Origin of the sequence: Shimwellia blattae DSM 4481 = NBRC 105725, from assembly GCF_000262305.1 — a bacterium.
Taxonomy (GTDB): domain Bacteria; phylum Pseudomonadota; class Gammaproteobacteria; order Enterobacterales; family Enterobacteriaceae; genus Shimwellia; species Shimwellia blattae.
In genome coordinates, this window is the sequence record NC_017910.1 from 1,810,593 (window position 1) to 1,829,543 (window position 18,951).

General features: G+C 56.4%; 18 protein-coding genes, 1 pseudogene and 1 riboswitch. Of the genes and pseudogenes, 11 read left to right on the forward strand and 8 right to left on the reverse strand.

All coding sequences use genetic code 11. The features are described from left to right. Together EBL_RS08395 and yebS are read right to left on the reverse strand one after the other, a co-directional pair. On the reverse strand, nt 1-2,631 hold the full coding sequence (locus EBL_RS08395; RefSeq protein ID WP_014715983.1) for a PqiB family protein: 2,631 nt from the start codon (nt 2,629-2,631) through the stop codon (nt 1-3). After that, on the reverse strand, nt 2,600-3,883 hold the full coding sequence (yebS, locus tag EBL_RS08400; protein WP_002445051.1) for a membrane integrity lipid transport subunit YebS: 1,284 nt from the start codon (nt 3,881-3,883) through the stop codon (nt 2,600-2,602). The genes EBL_RS08395 and yebS overlap by 32 nt, the downstream gene beginning before the upstream one ends. A gap of 130 nt (nt 3,884-4,013) precedes the next feature. On the opposite strand from yebS, the pseudogene EBL_RS08405 reads away from it, so the two are divergent. The 4 genes and pseudogenes from EBL_RS08405 (at nt 4,014) to htpX (ending at nt 8,441) form a co-directional block, all read left to right on the forward strand. Next, a pseudogene (locus tag EBL_RS08405) lies at nt 4,014-4,527 on the forward strand (GAF domain-containing protein). A gap of 80 nt (nt 4,528-4,607) precedes the next feature. Beyond that, the gene (gene proQ, locus EBL_RS08410) at nt 4,608-5,297 is read left to right on the forward strand and encodes an RNA chaperone ProQ (RefSeq protein ID WP_002445055.1); all 690 of its coding nucleotides are present in this window, start codon (nt 4,608-4,610) and stop codon (nt 5,295-5,297) included. A 19-nt stretch (nt 5,298-5,316) separates the two neighbouring features. Then, nucleotides 5,317-7,368: a carboxy terminal-processing peptidase gene (gene prc / locus EBL_RS08415; protein ID WP_002445057.1), complete on the forward strand. Its 2,052-nt coding sequence runs from the start codon at nt 5,317-5,319 to the stop codon at nt 7,366-7,368. Nucleotides 7,369-7,559: 191 nt separating this feature from the next. Beyond that, nucleotides 7,560-8,441 carry a protease HtpX gene (htpX, locus tag EBL_RS08420; RefSeq protein ID WP_002445059.1) on the forward strand — a complete coding sequence of 294 codons (882 nt, stop codon included), beginning with the start codon at nt 7,560-7,562 and terminating at the stop codon, nt 8,439-8,441. Between the two features lie 92 nt (nt 8,442-8,533). On the opposite strand, the gene EBL_RS08425 is transcribed toward htpX, so the two are convergent. Then, the gene (locus EBL_RS08425) at nt 8,534-9,925 is read right to left on the reverse strand and encodes an MFS transporter (protein WP_002445061.1); all 1,392 of its coding nucleotides are present in this window, start codon (nt 9,923-9,925) and stop codon (nt 8,534-8,536) included. 156 nt (nt 9,926-10,081) lie between these two features. Between EBL_RS08425 and kdgR the strand changes: the two genes are divergently transcribed. Continuing rightward, nucleotides 10,082-10,873, forward strand: a complete 792-nt coding sequence (kdgR, locus tag EBL_RS08430; RefSeq protein WP_002445062.1) for a DNA-binding transcriptional regulator KdgR — start codon at nt 10,082-10,084, stop codon at nt 10,871-10,873. Between the two features lie 49 nt (nt 10,874-10,922). On the opposite strand, the gene EBL_RS08435 is transcribed toward kdgR, so the two are convergent. Beyond that, nucleotides 10,923-11,162: a YobH family protein gene (locus EBL_RS08435; protein WP_002445064.1), complete on the reverse strand. Its 240-nt coding sequence runs from the start codon at nt 11,160-11,162 to the stop codon at nt 10,923-10,925. A 166-nt stretch (nt 11,163-11,328) separates the two neighbouring features. Between EBL_RS08435 and mgrB the strand changes: the two genes are divergently transcribed. From mgrB to rlmA, 6 genes are all read left to right on the forward strand, one after another. After that, nucleotides 11,329-11,472 carry a PhoP/PhoQ regulatory lipoprotein MgrB gene (gene mgrB / locus EBL_RS08440; RefSeq protein WP_002445066.1) on the forward strand — a complete coding sequence of 48 codons (144 nt, stop codon included), beginning with the start codon at nt 11,329-11,331 and terminating at the stop codon, nt 11,470-11,472. A 123-nt stretch (nt 11,473-11,595) separates the two neighbouring features. Beyond that, the gene (locus tag EBL_RS08445; protein WP_002445068.1) at nt 11,596-11,889 is read left to right on the forward strand and encodes a YebO family protein; all 294 of its coding nucleotides are present in this window, start codon (nt 11,596-11,598) and stop codon (nt 11,887-11,889) included. A gap of 630 nt (nt 11,890-12,519) precedes the next feature. Next, nucleotides 12,520-12,663, forward strand: coding sequence for a DUF2627 domain-containing protein (locus EBL_RS19845; protein WP_002445069.1), 144 nt, complete (start codon nt 12,520-12,522; stop codon nt 12,661-12,663). Between the two features lie 12 nt (nt 12,664-12,675). Continuing rightward, a complete protein-coding gene (gene cspE, locus EBL_RS08450) occupies nt 12,676-12,885 on the forward strand; it encodes a transcription antiterminator/RNA stability regulator CspE (RefSeq protein WP_001062678.1) in 210 nt (69 codons plus the stop codon). A 269-nt stretch (nt 12,886-13,154) separates the two neighbouring features. After that, nucleotides 13,155-14,903 (forward strand): peptidoglycan glycosyltransferase FtsI, encoded by a 1,749-nt coding sequence (ftsI, locus tag EBL_RS08455; protein WP_002445071.1) that lies wholly within the window; start codon nt 13,155-13,157, stop codon nt 14,901-14,903. Nucleotides 14,904-14,963: 60 nt separating this feature from the next. After that, a complete protein-coding gene (rlmA, locus tag EBL_RS08460) occupies nt 14,964-15,779 on the forward strand; it encodes a 23S rRNA (guanine(745)-N(1))-methyltransferase (protein ID WP_002445073.1) in 816 nt (271 codons plus the stop codon). Here rlmA and mntP read toward each other — a convergent pair. From mntP to EBL_RS08480, 4 genes are all read right to left on the reverse strand, one after another. Then, entirely contained in the window at nt 15,776-16,342 is a 567-nt protein-coding gene (gene mntP, locus EBL_RS08465; protein ID WP_034920567.1) for a manganese efflux pump MntP, read from the reverse strand. The two genes, rlmA and mntP, sit on opposite strands and share 4 nt — an antisense overlap. 80 nt (nt 16,343-16,422) lie before the next feature. Beyond that, nucleotides 16,423-16,525, reverse strand: a riboswitch (yybP-ykoY riboswitch). A 196-nt stretch (nt 16,526-16,721) separates the two neighbouring features. After that, entirely contained in the window at nt 16,722-17,180 is a 459-nt protein-coding gene (locus EBL_RS08470; RefSeq protein WP_002445078.1) for a DUF986 family protein, read from the reverse strand. A gap of 53 nt (nt 17,181-17,233) precedes the next feature. After that, nucleotides 17,234-18,082, reverse strand: coding sequence for a PTS mannose transporter subunit IID (locus EBL_RS08475; RefSeq protein WP_002445079.1), 849 nt, complete (start codon nt 18,080-18,082; stop codon nt 17,234-17,236). A 12-nt stretch (nt 18,083-18,094) separates the two neighbouring features. After that, complete coding sequence (locus EBL_RS08480; protein WP_002445082.1) at nt 18,095-18,895, reverse strand: PTS mannose/fructose/sorbose transporter subunit IIC; 801 nt, start codon at nt 18,893-18,895, stop codon at nt 18,095-18,097. Nucleotides 18,896-18,951: the final 56 nt, after the last annotated feature.

An 18,951-nucleotide genomic window follows, 5' to 3' on the forward strand; every position in this document is an offset into this window, starting at 1 on the left:
TTAACGGGGGATAGCCGCCCCCCATTTGCGCCACTCAGTGGGTTCGCTCTCCTGTAGCAGGAAATGCTGGCCGGGCTGCGCTTTGGGCGGCAGCGGCGTGGCAGGCGGGGTCGCAAAGGCGATACCGCCGCGAATAAACTGGTTAAAGGTACCGGTTTTCACCACGCCACCGGTCAGGCCAAAGTCCAGACTGTAGCCGGAGGCCAGCCAGAACACGGAGCTGTTGCGCACCAGATCCTGGTAACGCTTACTGATGCGCAGCTGCACCATCACCCGGTCAGAGAGCGAGCCCAGGTGCATGCCGGTCACGGTGCCCACCTCCATACCGCGGAACAGTACCGGGGTGCCGATGCCCAGTGAACCGGCATCCGGCACTTCCACCACGATGCTCAGGCCATCCAGATACCGGGAGTCAGTAATGGTCGCCTCCTGGAGTTCAAAATCATGTCTGGCCGGGCCGTTGCCCGGCTCCACATTAATATAGGGCTGGAGCAGCGTGTCCAGATGCTCAACCCCGGCGGCGGAAATTTGTGGTGAGACCACGGAAAAGCGCGTGCCGCGCCGGGCGAAGGTGGACACATACTCCGGATACAGCACCACCTGGGCCTGGACCTCGTTACTGCCGGTCAGCAGTTTCAGGGATTCGACCTGGCCGATATCGATCCCCAGGTAGCGGATCGGCATACCGGCGGCCACTTTTCCGGCGTCAAACATATGCAGTGTGACGTGGCTGCCCACCGCCCGGGCGGAGGTTTCCGAGGCATACAGCATCCGCTTGGCGTTTTTGCTCTGGCTTCCGGCACCGGGCAGGTTATCAAAGCTGATAGCGCCTTTAATGGCCCGGGTCAGCGGCGATGCCTGGACGGTCAGCCCGGCACCGTTAAGCTGCACTTTGGCCCCGCCTTCGGCCCAGAATACGCTGTCCCGGGTGAGCAGGTTGCGGTACTCCGGCTTGATATGCACATCAATATCAAACGCGCTGGCCCGGGGGCGGATGGCGGTAATTTCCCCCACCTGGAATTTACGATACAGCACCACGGAGCCGGCCTGAACATCCGGCAGGCTGGTGGCGGTCAGGGAAAGGGTGGTGGTGGGGCGTTCACCGGTATTATTTTCCCGGGCGTTGTCCGGGTTACCGAACAGGGGGTAGCTGCTCAGCGGGGCACCGCTGGTGCCCGGGAGCAGCCGGATCCCGCCGCTGACCCATTCGCCTGCGCTGGCGCCCAGCACTTCCACACCGTCAAGGCCCATTTTGACGTCGATCCGGCTGTTGACCACGAATTTGCTGTCGGCGTGGACCAGCTCCCGGTAACGGGCATCAATGGCGACCGCGAAGGTGACCCCGTCCGGGGTGAGGGTGCGATCCAGGATCTGGCCTATCTGAACGCCGTGCAGTAAGACGGGCTGGCCGCCGTCAATACCGTAGCTGTCTGGTGCGTGCAGCTTCAGGGTCAGCACATCAGGCTGCTGGAGCGGGGTTTTGTCGGCATCCAGCACGGTAAAATGGTTGCGGGGCTCGCCTTCCCCGGGCACCAGTTCAAAGGTGGCACCGGTCAGCAGGGCGCTGATGGAGGGATCACTCAGGGAAATTTTCGGTTTATGCAGCTCGATACGGGTGCCCGCACGCAGCAGGCTGACCACGGAAGGATCCACCGCCAGCTGCCCGCTGACACCGCCCTTATCATCAAGATTGAGCTTCGTCAGGCTGCCGACCTGTAGCCCCTGGTACATCAGCGGGGTAGTGTTGGCCGTCAGCCCGTTACCGGAAGGCAGGGTCAGATCCACCAGCACCCCCCGGCGGCTGTGGGCCAGATCTTCATACAGATGATACCGGGCCTCTGCCTGTGCGGCGGCGGAGTTATCCGGTGAGTCAAAGGCGATGGCACCGTTGACCAGGGCCGCGAGGCTTTCCAGCTCAATACGGGCGCCGCTCAGGCCGATGGTGCTCTTCACCCCGGAAACATTCCAGAAGCGGCTCTCTTTTTTCACCAGATGGCTGAAGCGCCGGTCGATCAGCACATCAATGGTCACGCCCCGGGTTGCGGTATTGATGGCGAAATCATAGACCCGCCCCACGGGGATTTTGCGAAAATAGACCTGCGAGCCCACATTCAGCGAGCCGAGATCCGGGGCGTTGAGGTGAATCATCAAATCGCCATTATTCAGCCGGTATTTAGGCTGGGTATCGAGGGCGGTAAAGTGTTTCTGGGGCTCGCCTTCGCCCGGCATCATGCCAATGTAGTTCCCGCCGACCAGCGCATCCAGCCCGGAGACGCCCGCCAGCGAGGCTTTGGGGGTCACCAGCCAGAACTGGGTTTCATGGCGCAGGGCATCTTTCATGTCGTTGCTGATGCTGGCCGTGACCTCAATCAGATGGCGCTCCTGATTCACACTGACCTGCTGGACAGTACCGATTTCAACCCCCTGATAGCGCACCGGTGTGCGCCCGGCGACAATACCGTCTGCGGAGGTAAAATCGATAGTGATGGTGGTTCCCCGGTCCTCATAGGTGGACCAGGCCAGCCAGCCTGCCATCAGCAGGGCGATAACCGGCAGGATCCAGAACGGAGAGATCCGGCGTTTTGGTTTTACGTGTGCCTCAGTCGGTGAAGCGGGCATTTGCTGACTCATGTGCATCCCAAAGTAATCGGCTGTCCAGCCATTGCACAGCAAGAATAGTGAAAATCACTGCGGATCCAAACCAGAACGCAGCGGGTCCCATGGTAAAAGCCAATAATTGATCGCGGTTGATAAGCGACATGGTAAGTGAAATGACAAACAGATCCAGCATCGACCAGCGGCCGACCCAGGTGATAAAGCGCAGTAACAGGATGCGGCTCTTCAGCCCGCGCTGGCAGCGGAAATGAATACTCAGCAACAGGGTGAGCAGCACAATCACTTTTAAAAAGGGCACCAGGATACTGGCCACAAACACCACCCCGGCCACAGCGATATTATCCTGGGCCAGAGAGAGAACCCCGGAGATGATGGTGTCCTCCTGGCGCGCGCCGTTCACATACACCACGGAAATGGGCAGCAGGTTGGCCGGAACCAGAAAAATGATGGAGCAAATCAGCGCCGCCCAGGTTTTCTGCAGGCTGTTTTTTTTGCGCGCCCGCAGCGGGCTGTGGCAGCGCTGGCAGCGGCCCCGGGCATCGGGCAGGCCGGTATATTCGCAACCAATACAGACACACAGCTTGTCGGTGTTATAGCGGGCGGCGGGCTGAGGGTAAAAACGCGTCCACAGCTCTTCGGTATTCAGGTGGATAACGGTCATCACGCTGAGGATAGTCAGGGAGACAAAGGCAAACAGGCCGGTGCCGGGCTGGATCCAGGCATAATCCTGGACTTTGATGGAGGCCACCATAATACCTACCAGATAGATATCCAGCATGACCCACTCTTTGAGCCGGTCGAGCATCAGCAGGATCGGGCGCAGGTTCATATTGAGGATATTCCCCAGCCACAAATAGCCGATAGCCACCACCAGGATAACCGGCGCGGCAACGGAGCAGAACAGCACCATCGCGGCGGTGATCACATCCCCCTGGTGGGCCATTTGCCAGACCCCCTGCAACAGGCTGGCATCGCTGTGGGCCCCGAGCAGCCAGATACGCAACAGCGGCTCGCTCCAGGCGAAGGGCATCAGCAGCAGCATGGTCAGCGCCATGGCCGCCAGACGGGTCAGAGACCAGTCCATACCGTTGTGCACTTTCGCGTGGCAGCGGGGGCACCAGGCATTCTGGGTACATTTTACTGTCGGGAGCAGGTAGAGCGCATCGCAGGACAGGCAGCGCTGGTAACGCGGCCGGGGAAGGGCAACGCCGATTTTATCCAGCCGCAGTGGCTTGCCGTCGGGAATATAGGTGGGTTTTATTGCCATGAATTCTGTCGCGCCAGTATCATTTGTAACTGAATAGTATCTCATTCTTGATTAATCTTGAGCATACCTGCAAAAATTGCTTATTTTAATAGACCTGCAATTCCGGTAAGACAACAGAAGTGAACAATAAATGAGCAAAAATGAGTTTTATGCCGATCTGAATCGCGATTTCGGGGCACTGATGGCAGGTGAGACCAGTTTTCTGGCATTACTGGCAAATACCAGCGCGCTGTTATTCGAACGCCTTGGCGGCGTAAACTGGGCCGGGTTTTATTTACTGGAAGGGCAGACCCTGGTGCTCGGGCCATTCCAGGGGAAAATCGCCTGTGTGCGAATTCCCGTAGGGCGCGGTGTATGCGGTACTGCCGTTGCCAGTGGTGAGGTGCAGCGGGTGGAAGATGTTCACGCGTTTGACGGGCACATCGCCTGCGATGCGGCCAGTAATTCAGAAATTGTGTTCCCGCTGCGGGTTAACCAGCGCATTATCGGGGTGCTGGATATCGACAGCCCGGAAACCGGGCGCTTTGACGCAGAAGATGAAGCGGGCCTGGGTGAGCTGGTCTCCCGGCTGGAAAAGCTGCTGGCCGGAAGCGATTTTAAAAAATTCTTTGCGTCTGACGCAGGATAAACAACGGTTAACGTAGCATTTGCCGATGGCGTCATTATAATGGCGCCTGTTCATGCTTGCTGCTTGTTGGCAATCCCGTTGTAATCAGGAAATTTCATGGAAAATCAACCTAAGTTGAATAGCAGTAAAGAAGTTATCGCCTTCCTGGCGGAACGTTTTCCCCAGTGCTTTAGCGCAGAAGGTGAAGCTCGCCCCCTGAAAATCGGTATTTTTCAGGACTTAGTTGCACGCGTAGAAGGGGAACTGAACCTCAGTAAGACCCAGCTGCGTTCGGCTCTGCGTCTGTATACCTCCAGCTGGCGCTATCTGTATGGCGTTAAAGCGGGGGCCACCCGTGTTGATCTGGACGGTAACCCGTGCGGTGTGCTGGACGAGCAGCATGTAGAACACGCCCGTAAGCAACTGGAAGAGGCGAAAGCCCGTGTCCAGGCTCAGCGTGCAGAGCAGCAGGCCAAAAAACGTGAGGCCGCCGCCCAGGAAGGTTCCGGGGATGCAGCGCGCCGTGAGCGTAAACCGCGCCCTGCAGCTCCGCGCCGCAAAGAGGGGAGTGAAGCCCGTAAGCCCCGCGCCGCTAAGCCTGCCGCTAAAGCCGCCCGCCCGGTTCGCGAAGAGCACCATACGCCTGTGACCGACACTTCCGCACTGACTGTAGGCCAGGCGCTGAAAGTGAAAGCGGGGAATAACGCGATGGACGCAACCGTGCAGGAAGTTACCAAAGATGGCGTCCGTGTACAGCTGGCTTCTGGTATGTCGATGATTGTACGCGCAGAACATCTCGTGTTCTGAAACGGAGGTCAACCAGGGCATGAACAAACTTGTTAAGCTGACCGCTATCGCCAGCCTTTTATCGCTGGCCGGTAGCGCGTTGGCTGTTGAAAATAACATTACCCGTGCAGAGCAGTTGCCTGTTCTTAAAGAAGAGCCGCAACATGCGACGGTCAGTGAACGGGTGACATCCCGTTTTACCCGCTCCCATTATCGCCAGTTTGATCTTGATCAGGCGTTTTCGGCAAAGATTTTTGACCGCTATCTGAATTTACTGGACTACAGCCACAATGTGCTGCTGGCCAGCGATATTGCCCAGTTTGCCTCCCGCAAGGGAACACTCGGAGATGAGTTTCGCTCCGGCAAGCTGGATGTCTTTTATAATCTCTACAATCTGGCGCAAAAACGCCGCTTTGAGCGCTATCAGTATGCGCTGAAGGTGCTGGAACGGCCGATGGACTTCACCGGCAACGACACCTTTAATCTGGATCGCAGCAAATCCCCCTGGCCTACCACAGAAGCGGAACTGAACCAGCTGTGGGACGGCAAAGTGAAATACGATGAGCTGAGCCTGAAACTCACCGGGAAAACCGACGCAGAAATCAGAGAAACGCTCACAAAACGCTATAAATTCGCCATCCGCCGGCTGGCCCAGACCAATAGCGAAGATGTGTTCTCCCTGGCGATGACGGCATTTGCCCACGAAATTGACCCGCACACCAACTATCTCTCCCCGCGCAATACCGAACAGTTTAATACCGAAATGAGCCTGTCTCTGGAAGGTATCGGCGCGGTACTGCAGATGGACGACGACTACACGGTTATCAACTCCCTGGTGGCCGGTGGCCCGGCGGCGAAAAGTAAAGCGATAAGTGTCGGCGACCGGATTGTCGGTGTTGGCCAGCCAGGCCAGACCATGCAGGACGTGATTGGCTGGCGTCTGGACGACGTTGTGGCGCTGATCAAAGGGCCGAAGGGCAGTAAAGTGCGCCTGGAAGTGCAGCCCAGCGGCAAAGGCAGCAAGTCACGTATTGTCACGCTGACCCGCGAACGCATTCGCCTGGAAGACCGGGCGGTGAAAATGTCCGTGAAGACCGTGGGCAAAGAGAAGGTCGGGGTGCTGGATATTCCGGGCTTCTACGTGGGCCTGACGGATGATGTCAAAGTGCAGCTGCAGAAGCTGGAAAAACAGAACGTCTCCAGCGTGGTTATCGATTTGCGGGCGAACGGCGGCGGTGCGCTGACGGAAGCCGTCTCCCTCTCCGGGTTGTTTATTCCCGGCGGGCCGGTGGTGCAGGTGCGCGACAACAACGGCAAAGTGCGTGAAGACAGCGATACCGACGGTGCAGTCTATTACAAAGGGCCGCTGGTCGTGCTGGTGGACCGCTTCAGTGCTTCTGCCTCGGAAATTTTTGCCGCCGCCATGCAGGATTACGGCCGGGCGCTGATTGTGGGCGAGCCCACCTTCGGTAAAGGCACCGTGCAGCAGTACCGCTCCCTGAACCGAATCTATGACCAGATGCTGCGCCCGGAATGGCCGGCCCTGGGCTCGGTACAGTACACCATTCAGAAGTTTTACCGGATCAACGGCGGCAGCACCCAGCGTAAAGGGGTCACCCCCGACTTGCTGATGCCGACCGGCAATGAAGTGACGGAAACCGGTGAAAAAGATGAAGATAACGCGCTGCCCTGGGACAGCATCAACGCGGCGACTTATACCGTCTCTGGCGATCTGAAGCCTTTTGACGCTGAGCTGCTGAAACTGCACCAGGCGCGTATTGCCAAAGATCCTGAGTTCCAGTACATCATGAAGGATATCGCCCGGTATAATGCCATGAAAGAGCGGCGTAATATCGTGTCGCTGAACTACGCGCAGCGTGAGAAAGAGAGCCAGGAAGATGATGCTATCCGCCTGTCGCGTATCAATGACCGCTATAAGCGCGCAGGGAAACCGGAGCTGAAAAAACTTGATGATCTGCCGAAGGATTATCAGGAGCCGGATCCGTATCTTGACGAGACCGTGAAGATTGCGCTGGATCTGGCCCATATGGAAAAAAGTAACCCGCCAGCCTCTCCGGCGCCGGTGAAATAAGAATCAAACGGGTGCAAGGAATTGTACCCGTTTTTCTTTCTGTCTTTCTGGCGCGTCAGCCAGATACTACAAAATGTAAAGTTGTGTCTTTTTAGATACCTGGCCGGGTCAGACTCTTGAAAAAGCTATCCGTGACTCTAGGATGTGTGGGCGTGTAACACACATTGTTAAACCGAGGTAAAAAGAAAATTATGATGAGAATCGGGCTTTTCCTGCTGACCAACCTGGCGGTCATGGTCGTATTCGGGCTGGTGCTAAGCCTGACAGGTATTCAGTCGGGCAGTGTTCAGGGCCTGCTGATTATGGCGCTGTTATTTGGTTTTGGCGGCTCCATTGTTTCTTTGCTGATGTCCAAATGGATGGCGCTGAAGTCTGTGGGTGGCGAAGTTATCGAACAGCCGCGCAACGACACCGAACGCTGGCTGCTGGACACCGTTGCGCGCCAGTCTCAGCAGGCGGGGATCGCCATGCCGCAGGTCGCCATCTACCATGCGCCGGATATTAACGCCTTTGCTACCGGGGCCCGCCGCGACGCGTCGCTGGTGGCCGTCAGCACCGGGCTTTTGCAGAACATGAACCAGGACGAAGCCGAAGCGGTTATCGCCCACGAAATCAGCCATGTGGCAAACGGTGACATGGTCACCATGACCCTTATCCAGGGGGTGGTGAACACCTTCGTTATCTTCATTTCGCGCATTATCGCCCAGATTGCGGCGGGCTTTTTGTCCGGCAACCGGGATGAAGGCGAAGAGAGCAACGGCAACCCGTTTATCTACTTTGCCGTGGCGACGGTGCTGGAGCTGGTGTTCGGGATCCTGGCGAGCATTATCACCATGTGGTTCTCCCGCCACCGCGAATTCTACGCCGATGCGGGCTCCGCGAAGCTGGTGGGGCGCGAGAAGATGATCGCCGCCCTCCAGCGCCTGAAAACCAGTTATGAGCCGCAGGAGGCCAGCAGCATGATGGCGTTCTGCATTAACGGTAAGTCTAAATCGCTCAGTGAGTTGTTTATGACTCACCCGCCGCTGGATAAGCGCATTGAAGCGCTGCGCAGCGGCCAGTATATTAAATAACGCTATTCTCTGGCGGCCGTCCTGGCCGCCAGTTCTTCAGCCACTCCTGGCCCCGTCACTGAACGAACATATCCCGGATCATACTGACGCCATTACGGGCGGGCAACGTGCCGGGTCGCCCGCAACCCGCTGACAACCACCGCCGTTAGTGCAAACCCGCCTGCCAGCAGCAGACAGTAATGGCTGCCGTTGGTGGTAAACAGGTTAAACAGCAGGGCCACCAGGGCGGCCCCGGCGCTCTGGCCCAGCAGGCGTGCGGTGCCCAGCATACCGCTGGCCCCACCGCTGCGGTGGGGCGGCGCGCTTGAAACAATAGTATGGTTATTGGGCGACTGAAACAGACCAAACCCGGCACCGCACAGGGCCATGCGCCAGATAATATCGCCGTCTGTCGGGCTGGCGGGCAGCATTGCCAGGGCAAACAGCCCCACAGCCATGATACTCATACCGGCAGAGCCCAGCAGCCCGCCGTGAATGCGCCCGATCAGCAGACCGGCCAGAGGGGCCATCACCATGGTTGCCAGCGGCCAGGGGGTAAGCAATAACCCGGCCTCTACCTCGCTGCGCCCCAGTGCTCCCTGCAAGTAAAAAGGCAGCGCCACCAGCGCCAGCATCTGGGCGGTAAACGAGCAGACAGAGGTGCACATGGAAAGAGCGAAAACCGGAATACGCAGCAAATCAACCGGTAACAGCGGCACAGGCATGGTTAACTGGCGGCGCACAAACAGGGTGCCGATAATCAGCAACGCCGCCAGCTCCGCACCGACAATCGTCCAGGACTGCCCCTGAGCAAAGCTGCTGAGGGCAATCACCAGCAACCCGAAGGTCAGCGCGTTCATCAGCGCACTGGGAATATCAAAGCGCGGTCTGATGGCGGACGGGGGGTTAGCAGGGAGATATTTAACCGCCAGAATCAGGGCGACGATCCCGACCGGAATATTAATCAGGAACAGCCACTTCCAGGAGGCGACCGACAACACGGCCGCCGCGAGGGTCGGACCGGCGGCCGACGAGACTGCCACCACAAAAGAGTTGATCCCCATACCTGCCCCCAGAAGGCGCTGGGGCCAGATAAGCCGGATAAGCGCGGTGTTGACACTCATCAGCGCGGCACCGCCAAGCCCCTGCAACACCCGGGCCAGGGTAAGCATCTCCAGCGAGGTCGACAGGGCACAAAACAGCGAGGTGCAGGTAAAAAGCACCAGACCATACTGATAGACCCGCCGGTAACCAATCATGTCGCCAATAAAAGAGAGCGAGAGCAGCGAGGTGACAATGGCAATCTGGTAGGCGTTAACGATCCAGATAGATTTGGCCGCGCTGGCCTGGAGATCCACCGCGATGGTGGGAAGGGCCACGTTGGCGATGGCGCCATCGAGCACGGAGATGGTCAGCCCGAGAATAACCGTCAGGATGGCAAAATAACGTTGCGGAACCGGGAGTCCGTCAGCGGAGTCCGGGCGTGTTGATATGTGTTGTTTCACGAATAGTTACCAGGTAATTGTGTCTTGCATGTAAACCGGCCAGATGTCGCAGAACGATGATGAAAACAAAGAGACTGATTGCGAATGACGCAGTTGCCCATTTATACTAAAAACCAGTTCTGATTTTTATAAAACAAAAAGCGATTGAGGTGATAAATGGCTGTCGCGGATTTGGATAAACAACCGGACTCGGTTTCGTCTGTCCTGAAGGTATTTGGCATCCTGCAGGCACTGGGGGATGAGCGCGAGATTGGTATCACCGAATTATCACAACGCGTAATGATGTCTAAGAGCACAGTGTACCGTTTTCTCCAGACAATGAAATCATTAGGTTATGTGGCCCAGGAAGGGGAATCAGAAAAATATTCTCTGACGCTCAAGCTGTTCGAGCTTGGGGCGCGGGCGTTGCAAAACGTTGATTTAATTCGTAGTGCCGATATTCAGATGCGTGAACTCTCCCGCCAGACTAAGGAGACCATCCACCTGGGAGCGCTGGATGAAGACAGCATCGTCTACATCCATAAAATTGATTCCATGTACAACCTGCGCATGTACTCGCGCATCGGGCGTCGTAACCCGCTGCACAGTACCGCTATCGGTAAGGTGCTGCTGGCCTGGCGTGACCGGGAAGAAGTAAAAGAGATTATTTCGCATATCGAATTTACCTGCAGCACCCCGCGCACGGTGAAAAATGCCGACGAGCTGCTGAGCGTGCTGGACAAAGTGCGTGAGCAGGGATACGGCGAAGATAACGAAGAGCAGGAAGAAGGGCTGCGCTGCATTGCCGTGCCGGTGTTTGACCGGTTTGGCGTGGTGATCGCCGGGCTGAGCATCTCTTTCCCGACGCTGCGCTTCTCAGAAGAGCGCCTGAGCGAGTATGTGGCTATGCTGCATCACGCCGCGCGGACTATCTCCGCACAGATGGGCTACCACGACTATCCGTTCTGAGCCCGCGCTACAAAAACGCCGCATCTGATGCGGCGTTTTTGTATGCTTATCAGCCGTGATCCACCACTTCCGTTGTTTTACGCAACACCGGGCAGTCCGTAATGCCGATGATGCCGCTTTCCGTATGCAGATACTGGACACTCACCGTATCCCGGGCCGTCATATATTTACACTGCAGGCCAAAACCGGCCGCGTTCTGGGTACTGCCAATCAGCACCCCATAACCACTCAGCAGCAGACCCACCCACAGCAGGGCGATCAGCATAACAATCCGAATTATCATGCGCATACAAGCTCCCGGAATTAACCTATTTATTTGCCGTGAGTGTGACGATATTGTTAATTTTTAGCAATACGACGAGTCCTGGAATCAGTATCTTGCCGGGCGGTAACGATCAGTTTAACTGGCCGGTGCCAGACTGTTGCGCACCCGGATAACGTCGACGGAGTAGTGAGTGAGAAGGTTGTGGTGGATTATTGTCCTGGTGGTTATGGCGGTTTGCTTTCTGCTCTGGACGCAAACGCTGAACGTGATGTGCGACCAGGATGTTCAGTTTTACAGTGGTGTCTGCATGATTAACCGGTTTATCCCCTGGTAGGTTCGTTTTTTACTGATCTTTTTTTGAGCGGCGAGCCCGGTTGCAGACGTTTGAGCGAAAATCTCACGGGTATTTTCATCAGCGCTGGTGATAGAATAGGGCCAGTTTTTTGAGGTGGTTATTATGAACGACGTTACTCCTGGTCTTTTTAGTTTATCAGCGTTAATTGTTCCATTTATTACTCTTGTTGTTGGATTGATCGCCTGGTTCTTTGTTAACCGTATTAGTGTTCGTGCTAATACCCAGATAGCGCTGCTGGAAGCGTTACTGGATCAGCAAAAGCGCCAGAATGCGTTGTTGCGCCGTTTGTGCGAAGCACAGGCCCCGCAGGTGGAATCCCCTTCGCGCCCGGCAGCTGTTGCCGGTGACGACGACGAAGAGGACCCAAGCCTGGTGCGGCTGGTGGCCGAGCGCTGAGCGTGACTGGCCGCCGCGTTGTGGGCGGCCAGCCGCGAAGAGCAGATTTTTTCAGCAGCGGGCAGGGTGGCAGGATATTTTAGCGCTTATAAAACGAGGCGGCTTATATTGTTAAGCATGATTATCGATATTTAAGCAATCTGTGCTTATTTATATCCATTGCTGAAGTATTGAACCCGGCCATAGTACATTTGGCTGGCTATCGTTCGTTGTCATTAAAGATTCATTATTTTAAGGCATCATTCCTTCTGATTAATGGGCCTTACTTATCCGTATGAATAATGGAATTTATTCTGCGCGTTAATTTGCGCAACGGGTTTCGCACTTTTTTACCTGCCTGTAGCCAGATAACGAATTGGTTATATTCTATTCAAATAAAATTTTTCGCTTTAACTGGACTGGCAGTAGGTTTTGAGCTACTTTAAAAAAGTCCTCTGATTTCCGTATGTTAGCGATTTACAGATAACATTTTGATTCATCAGCGAATCGCGAAAATCAGATTCAGGTTACGATATTCGGCTCAGAAATGTCATAATCTGTGCGACAGATCGAAGCACACTTAAAAATGGCTTGCCATTATTTTAATTGTGTGTGATAACACATTGGGTTAAACGAGGTACAGTTCTGTTTATGTGTGGCATTTTCAGTAAAGAAGTTCAGAGTAAACACGTTGTCGTTGAATACCGCTTCTCTGCCGAACCTTATATTAGTGCCTCAAGCAGCAATGTCTCTGTTTTATCTAAGTTATGCCTGCGGGCAAAGAATACACTCTAAGGAATTTTCAAGATGGCAAAGATTAAAGGTCAAGTTAAGTGGTTCAACGAATCCAAAGGTTTTGGCTTCATTACTCCGGCTGACGGCAGCAAAGACGTGTTCGTACACTTCTCTGCAATCCAGGGTAACGGCTTCAAAACTCTGGCTGAAGGCCAGAACGTTGAATTCGAAATCCAGGACGGCCAGAAAGGTCCGGCTGCTGTTAACGTAACAGCTATCTGATTTCGATCAGCGCCTGGTGTTGCCAGTCGGCACGCCTTCGGCACATAAAAGCCTCGCCAGTGTGCGGGGCTTTTTAATGCCCGTTTCCCCGCAATAGTCTCCGCCAGTGCTCTGTATTTATTCGATTTATTACAAAATGCGACCAGAACCCCGCTTATGACGTCTCTTGTTGCAAACCCGGCAAAGTATTAGCACTGTTTCTGCCCGGGCGGCAGCCGCTATCGGTTTTAATCCTCCGGGTAACCTATTCACCGGATATAAGAGATATTGTGAACAGAAGAAAAGGGGAGCCGGCGCGGCATAACTTTGTTCAGTGGCGTTTTGGTCTGCTGTGTGTGGCGATAAGCCTAAGCCTTGCGTTTTTACTGGGGCGGGTAGGGTGGCTCCAGGTGGTGCACCCGGGCAGGCTGGTCAGGGAAGAGGATATGCGTTCGCTGCGCGATCTGCCCATCGACGTGCCGCGGGGGATGATTGAAGATCGCAACGGCGAGCCGCTGGCCGTCAGCGTACCGGTGGATGCCATCTGGGTCGATCCGAAAATTTTACGCGAAAAAGGCGGCGTGAGCGTCACACCGCGCTGGCAGGCGCTGGCGAATGTGTTGCATATCCCGCTCAACGAGATTATGCACAAAATTGCCCGCAACCAGAACGGCCGGTTTATCTACCTGGCCCGCCAGCTGGATCCGCAGCAGGCTGAATACATTCAGCGCCTGAAACTGCCCGGGGTGAACCTGAACAAAGAGTCCCGGCGGTTCTACCCGGCAGGGCGCGTGGCCTCTAACCTGATTGGTTTCACCAACATTGACGACCAGGGCATTGAGGGCATCGAAAAAAGTTTCAACGGGCAGTTGACCGGGAAACCCGGGGAGCGGGAAGTCCGCCGGGATCGCTTCGGGCGCGTGATTGAAAACATTACCGAGCAGCCCGCCAGCCCGGCGCACAATATCATGCTGAGTATCGACAAGCGTCTACAGACGGTGACGGAAGATGCCCTGAGCAACGCAGTAAGCTGGAACAAGGCGGAATCCGGCGCAGCCGTATTGCTTGATGTGCAGACCGGCGAAGTCCTCGCCATGGCCAGCTACCCGACCTACAACCCGAATAACCGGGCCGGGGCGAAACTGGACGATTTTCGCAACCGCGCCATCAGCGACACCTTTGAACCGGGCTCCACCGTGAAGCCTATGGTTATCATGACGGCGCTACAGCAGGGAATTGTCCGGCCCGATGCGGTGCTCGACACCCGGCCCTATATGCTTGCGGGCCACCAGATCCACGATGTGGGCTATTACCCGGAGCTGACCCTGACCGGGATCCTGCAAAAATCCAGCGATACGGGCGTTTCCCGCCTGTCGCTGGCTATGCCGGTGCAGAAACTGCTCGACACCTATGAAGGGTTTGGCTTCGGGGCCCGCACCGACACCGGGCTGACCGGGGAGAGCAGCGGCCAGTTACCGCACCGCCGGTACTGGAGCGAGCTGGACCGGGCGACATTCTCCTTCGGCTACGGGCTGATGGTGACCCCGCTACAGCTGGCCCATGTCTATGCCACCATCGGCAGCTTTGGCATTGCCCGCCCGCTCTCCATTACCCGGGTTGATCCGCCGGTAGAAGGCCACCGGGTTATGGCGGCAGATATTGTGCGCCAGGTCGAACATATGATGGAGAGCGTAGCCCTGCCCGGCGGCGGGGGAACCCGGGCGGCGGTCAAAAACTACCGGGTGGCGGTGAAAACCGGCACGGCGAAAAAAATCGGTGCAGACGGCCACTACGTGGATAAATACATTGCCTATACAGCAGGGGTAGCCCCGGCCAGCCAGCCGCGTTTCGCCCTGGCGGTAGTGATTAACGATCCGGAAAACGGCAAATACTACGGCGGGGCCGTATCGGCCCCGGTCTTCAGCCAGATCATGGGCGATGTGCTGCGCCTGGAAAACGTTGCCCCGGACGGCCTTGCCAGCGGAGCCGGTAATCTGCTGGTGCTGAGGCACACGGATCCCGCACATCCGGCCCTGTAAGCCGTTTCGCTGACGGGCATTTGGCGGTACACTTGCGGTTTTTCTGAATCCGGAGTTTCCATGTCGTATCTTTGCCCGCTATGTCACAGCCCGCTACAGGCCGGGGAGAATCGTTACAGCTGCCCGGCGGGGCATCAGTTTGACCGGGCGAAAGAAGGCTATGTGAACCTGCTGCCGGTGCAGCACAAACACTCCCGGGATCCCGGGGACAGCCCGCAAATGATGCAGGCGCGGCGCGCCTTTCTGGATGCGGGATACTACCAGGCCCTGCGTGACCGGGTGGTAGAGACCCTCTCCGGGGCGCTGGCAGCGCACCCCGGTGATGTGCTGGATATCGGCTGTGGCGAGGGCTACTACACCCACAGTTTTGCACCGGTGGCCGCCCGCCACGGGGGCGAGTGCTACGGGCTGGATGTGTCGAAAACCGCTGTCCGCTATGGCGCAAAGCGCTACCGGGAGTGCCACTTTTGCGTGGCCTCCAGCCACCGTCTGCCGTTTGCTACTGGCGCCTTCGCGGCGGTGGTGCGGATTTACGCCCCCTGTAAGGCTCAGGAGCTGGCCCGGGTGCTGGCCCCCGGTGGCGTGGTGATCACAGTCACCCCGGGCCCGCGCCATCTGGTGCAGTTTAAGGGGCTGATTTACCCGCAGGTGAAGTTACACGATACCCGCCCGGAGGCGCTGGAAGGGTTCAGCCTGGTGGCGGAGTCCGCCCTCAGTTACCCGATGACGCTGCCCGGGGAGCAGGCGGTCTCTCTGTTGCAGATGACCCCCTTTGCCTGGCGGGCAAAGCCGGAAGTGTGGCGCCAGCTGGCGGAGGAGACGGCCTTCCACTGTGAGGCCGACTTTGTGATCAGAACCTGGCGTAAAGCCGGTTAACCGTAATAGTGGCTGTAGAGAATTTCGCAGCCAATGGCGATCAGCACCAGACCACCCAGTATTTCTGCCCGTTTGCCGAGCAGCGGGCCAATAAAGCGCCCGATCATCATACCGAGGGTGGTCATGGTGAAGGTGGCACAGCCGATGGTCAGCGCGGTAAGCCAGATATTAACGTTCAGAAACGCCAGGCCGACACCAACGGCCATCGCGTCCAGACTGGTGGCAACGGCGGTGGTGGCCAGCAGCCAGAAGCCGTGACGCTGCGCCGGGGCGGTCTCTTCGTCGGTATTGCCGCGGATCCCCTCTGCGAGCATCCGCACCCCGAGGAAGAGCAGCAGGCCGAAGGCTATCCAGTGGTTCCACTCCATCACCAGTTTACTGGCCAGCATACCCAGCACCCAGCCTACCAGCGGGGTGATGGCTTCGATACAGCCAAAAATCAGCCCGGTGCGCAGCGCTTCCCGGAATTTGGGCTTATGCAGTGCGGCTCCCTTGCCGATAGACACAGCAAAGGCGTCCATGGACATACCAAGAGCGAGAAGGAGAGTTGCGGATAAGTTCATCAGAAATACCAGACCGGGAATTCCATTAAACACATACACTGTTCCCAGTATCTGCAGCGTATATGCCAATGGTCTCGCATGACTGAAAGGGCTTTCAGTCCGTATGTACCACGCTATTTAGCGAGTATGTTGATACATACATTTTCGCGGTGCGAAAATTAGCTACTCCCCAACGACGGAAATAACAGTATCACGGATGTATTATTACTGGCAATATTTATGATTTAAAACGGCTGTTGGTGAGAATGGGAATAATTCCCATCTTGTGGGAATATTTTCTCCCCATTAACAGGGCGGGAACATCAATAACAAAAATATAGCAAAGGCTATTAATCTGCCGGTTAAATTACCGGGAATATAGTCAATGCTATATTTTATATTATTGATTTGTAACGAGAAATTTATATATCTTTTCCAGGTTATCAATATCTTTAACCCGAATGAGCAGCCGCCGTTGTTCCAGCTGCATCACCAGCACACCGTCTTCTGAGAGATTCATCTCTTTAATCCGGTCATAGGTTATCCAGGCGCCGGAAAAAAATAACCCGCGGGATTTGAATAACACCTTCGGCTGGCGGATCCAGCCAATATATATCGCGATAACCATCAGGGTACAAAGTAACCAGGTGGTCAGCTGCGCGCCGTGGCCGGTAATATTGTTATACAGCACAATCCCCACCAGGAAGATAAAGATAACCGTATCAACGGGGCTGCGGCGCAGCAGCGGCACCCGCAGCAGGGTTGGCCCGTGGCGCTTGTCCTGGACTATCTCATCATAAATGGCCCAGCCCAGCAGCAGTACCACAAACAGGGCGAGGATTGCGTCGGTCAGCGTCATGCCGTCTCCTGATAAAAAAACCGGGGGCAGGGCCCCCGGCCAGTACACTCAAATCACAGGCCCAGCAGGCCGATAGCGTAACCCACAATGCCGATAACAAAGAACCCAACGATGATCCACAGAGCGTTGACTTTTTTGCGCAGCAGCCACATGCAGGCGAAGGTCAGCAGCAGCGGCACCAGCCCCGGCATTAACTGGTCGAGAATGGTCTGCACGGTGGTGACTTTTTCGGCCCCGGTCTGGTCTGTTATCCGCGAAACCACCAGCGGAATGTTGACGTGGGTCCACTTATTGACCAGCGCCCCCATCACAAACAGGCCGAGAATAGACGCCCCTTCCGTCAGTTTCTGCAGGAAGCCGCCGCCCATATCTTTAACGATATCGACCCCTTTACGGTAACCGTAGGCCACACCGTAATAGCGGGTCAGCAGGCGCACCAGGTTAAACAGAATAAAGAACAGCAGCGGCCCGAGCAGGCTACCGCTCATGGCGATCCCGGCCCCCAGTGCGGCGAAGACCGGGCGCACGGTTCCCCAGAAGATAGGGTCACCGACACCGGCCAGTGGCCCCATCAGGCCCACTTTGAGCCCGTTGATGGCGCCGTCGTCGATCTCTGCCCCGTTCGCGCGCTGCTCTTCCATCGCCAGGGTTACCCCCAGCACTGGTGCGGCCACATACGGGTGGGTGTTAAAGAACTCCAGGTGGCGCTTAATCGCCTGGCGGCGGGCTTCGTTATTTTCCGGGTACAGGCGGCGAATTGCCGGCACCATAGAGAAGCAGAACCCCAGCGCCTGCATACGTTCAAAGTTCCATGAACCCTGAAACAGGTTAGAGCGGATAAATACCCCGCGAATATCACCGGGCGTGAGTTTCTTTTCCGTTTGAGTGGTAGTGTCAACCATTGCGCTCACCTTTTAGTCCAGTTCGTTGTCGAGGTCGTTAGCAGCACTCGCCTGAGCAGGCGCAGCAGCAGAACGGTTGTATTTCGGGCTCAGCTGGATATACAGCACCGCCATCACGGCACCAATCACACCCAGTGCCACCAGGTTAAACTCGGTGAACGCCGCAGTCACAAAGCCCAGGTAGAAGAACGGCATCAGGTAGCCTGCGCGCATCATGTTGATGACCATCGCATAACCGACAACCACAATCATGCCGCCAGCGATATTCAGGCCAGAGGTGATCACTTCCGGAATGGAGTTCAGCATGCTCTGTACTTCGCTGGTGCCCACGGAAATCGCCACAATCACGGCCGGGATCGCAATACGCATCGCCTGGAGGAACAACGAGCAGACATGCAGCCAGGACAGGGCGGTCAGGTTGCCTTTTTCCGCCGCGCTGTCTGCCGCGTGCTGGAAACCCACGGTAATGGTACGCACCACAATGGTCAGTACCTGGCCTGCTGCCGCCAGCGGAATGGCCAGCGCAATACCGGCGCCAATGCTCTGGTGGCCGGCAATAACCAGAATGGTGGAAATAATCGAGGCCAGCGCCGCATCAGGGGCCACGGCGGCACCGATGTTCATCCAGCCCAGGGCTATCATCTCCAGAGTACCGCCGATGATAATCCCGGTTTTCATATCGCCAAGAACGGCGCCAATCAGGGTACAGGCGATCAGTGGGCGGTGGAACTGGAACTCATCGAGCACCGACTCCATACCGGCAATACAGGCCACAATGAACACCAGCACAATTTGAAGCGTGGTTATCTCCATTGTACTTCTCCTATAAACAATTCCAGATTACGGGGGGTTATCTGTGTCGGTGAAAA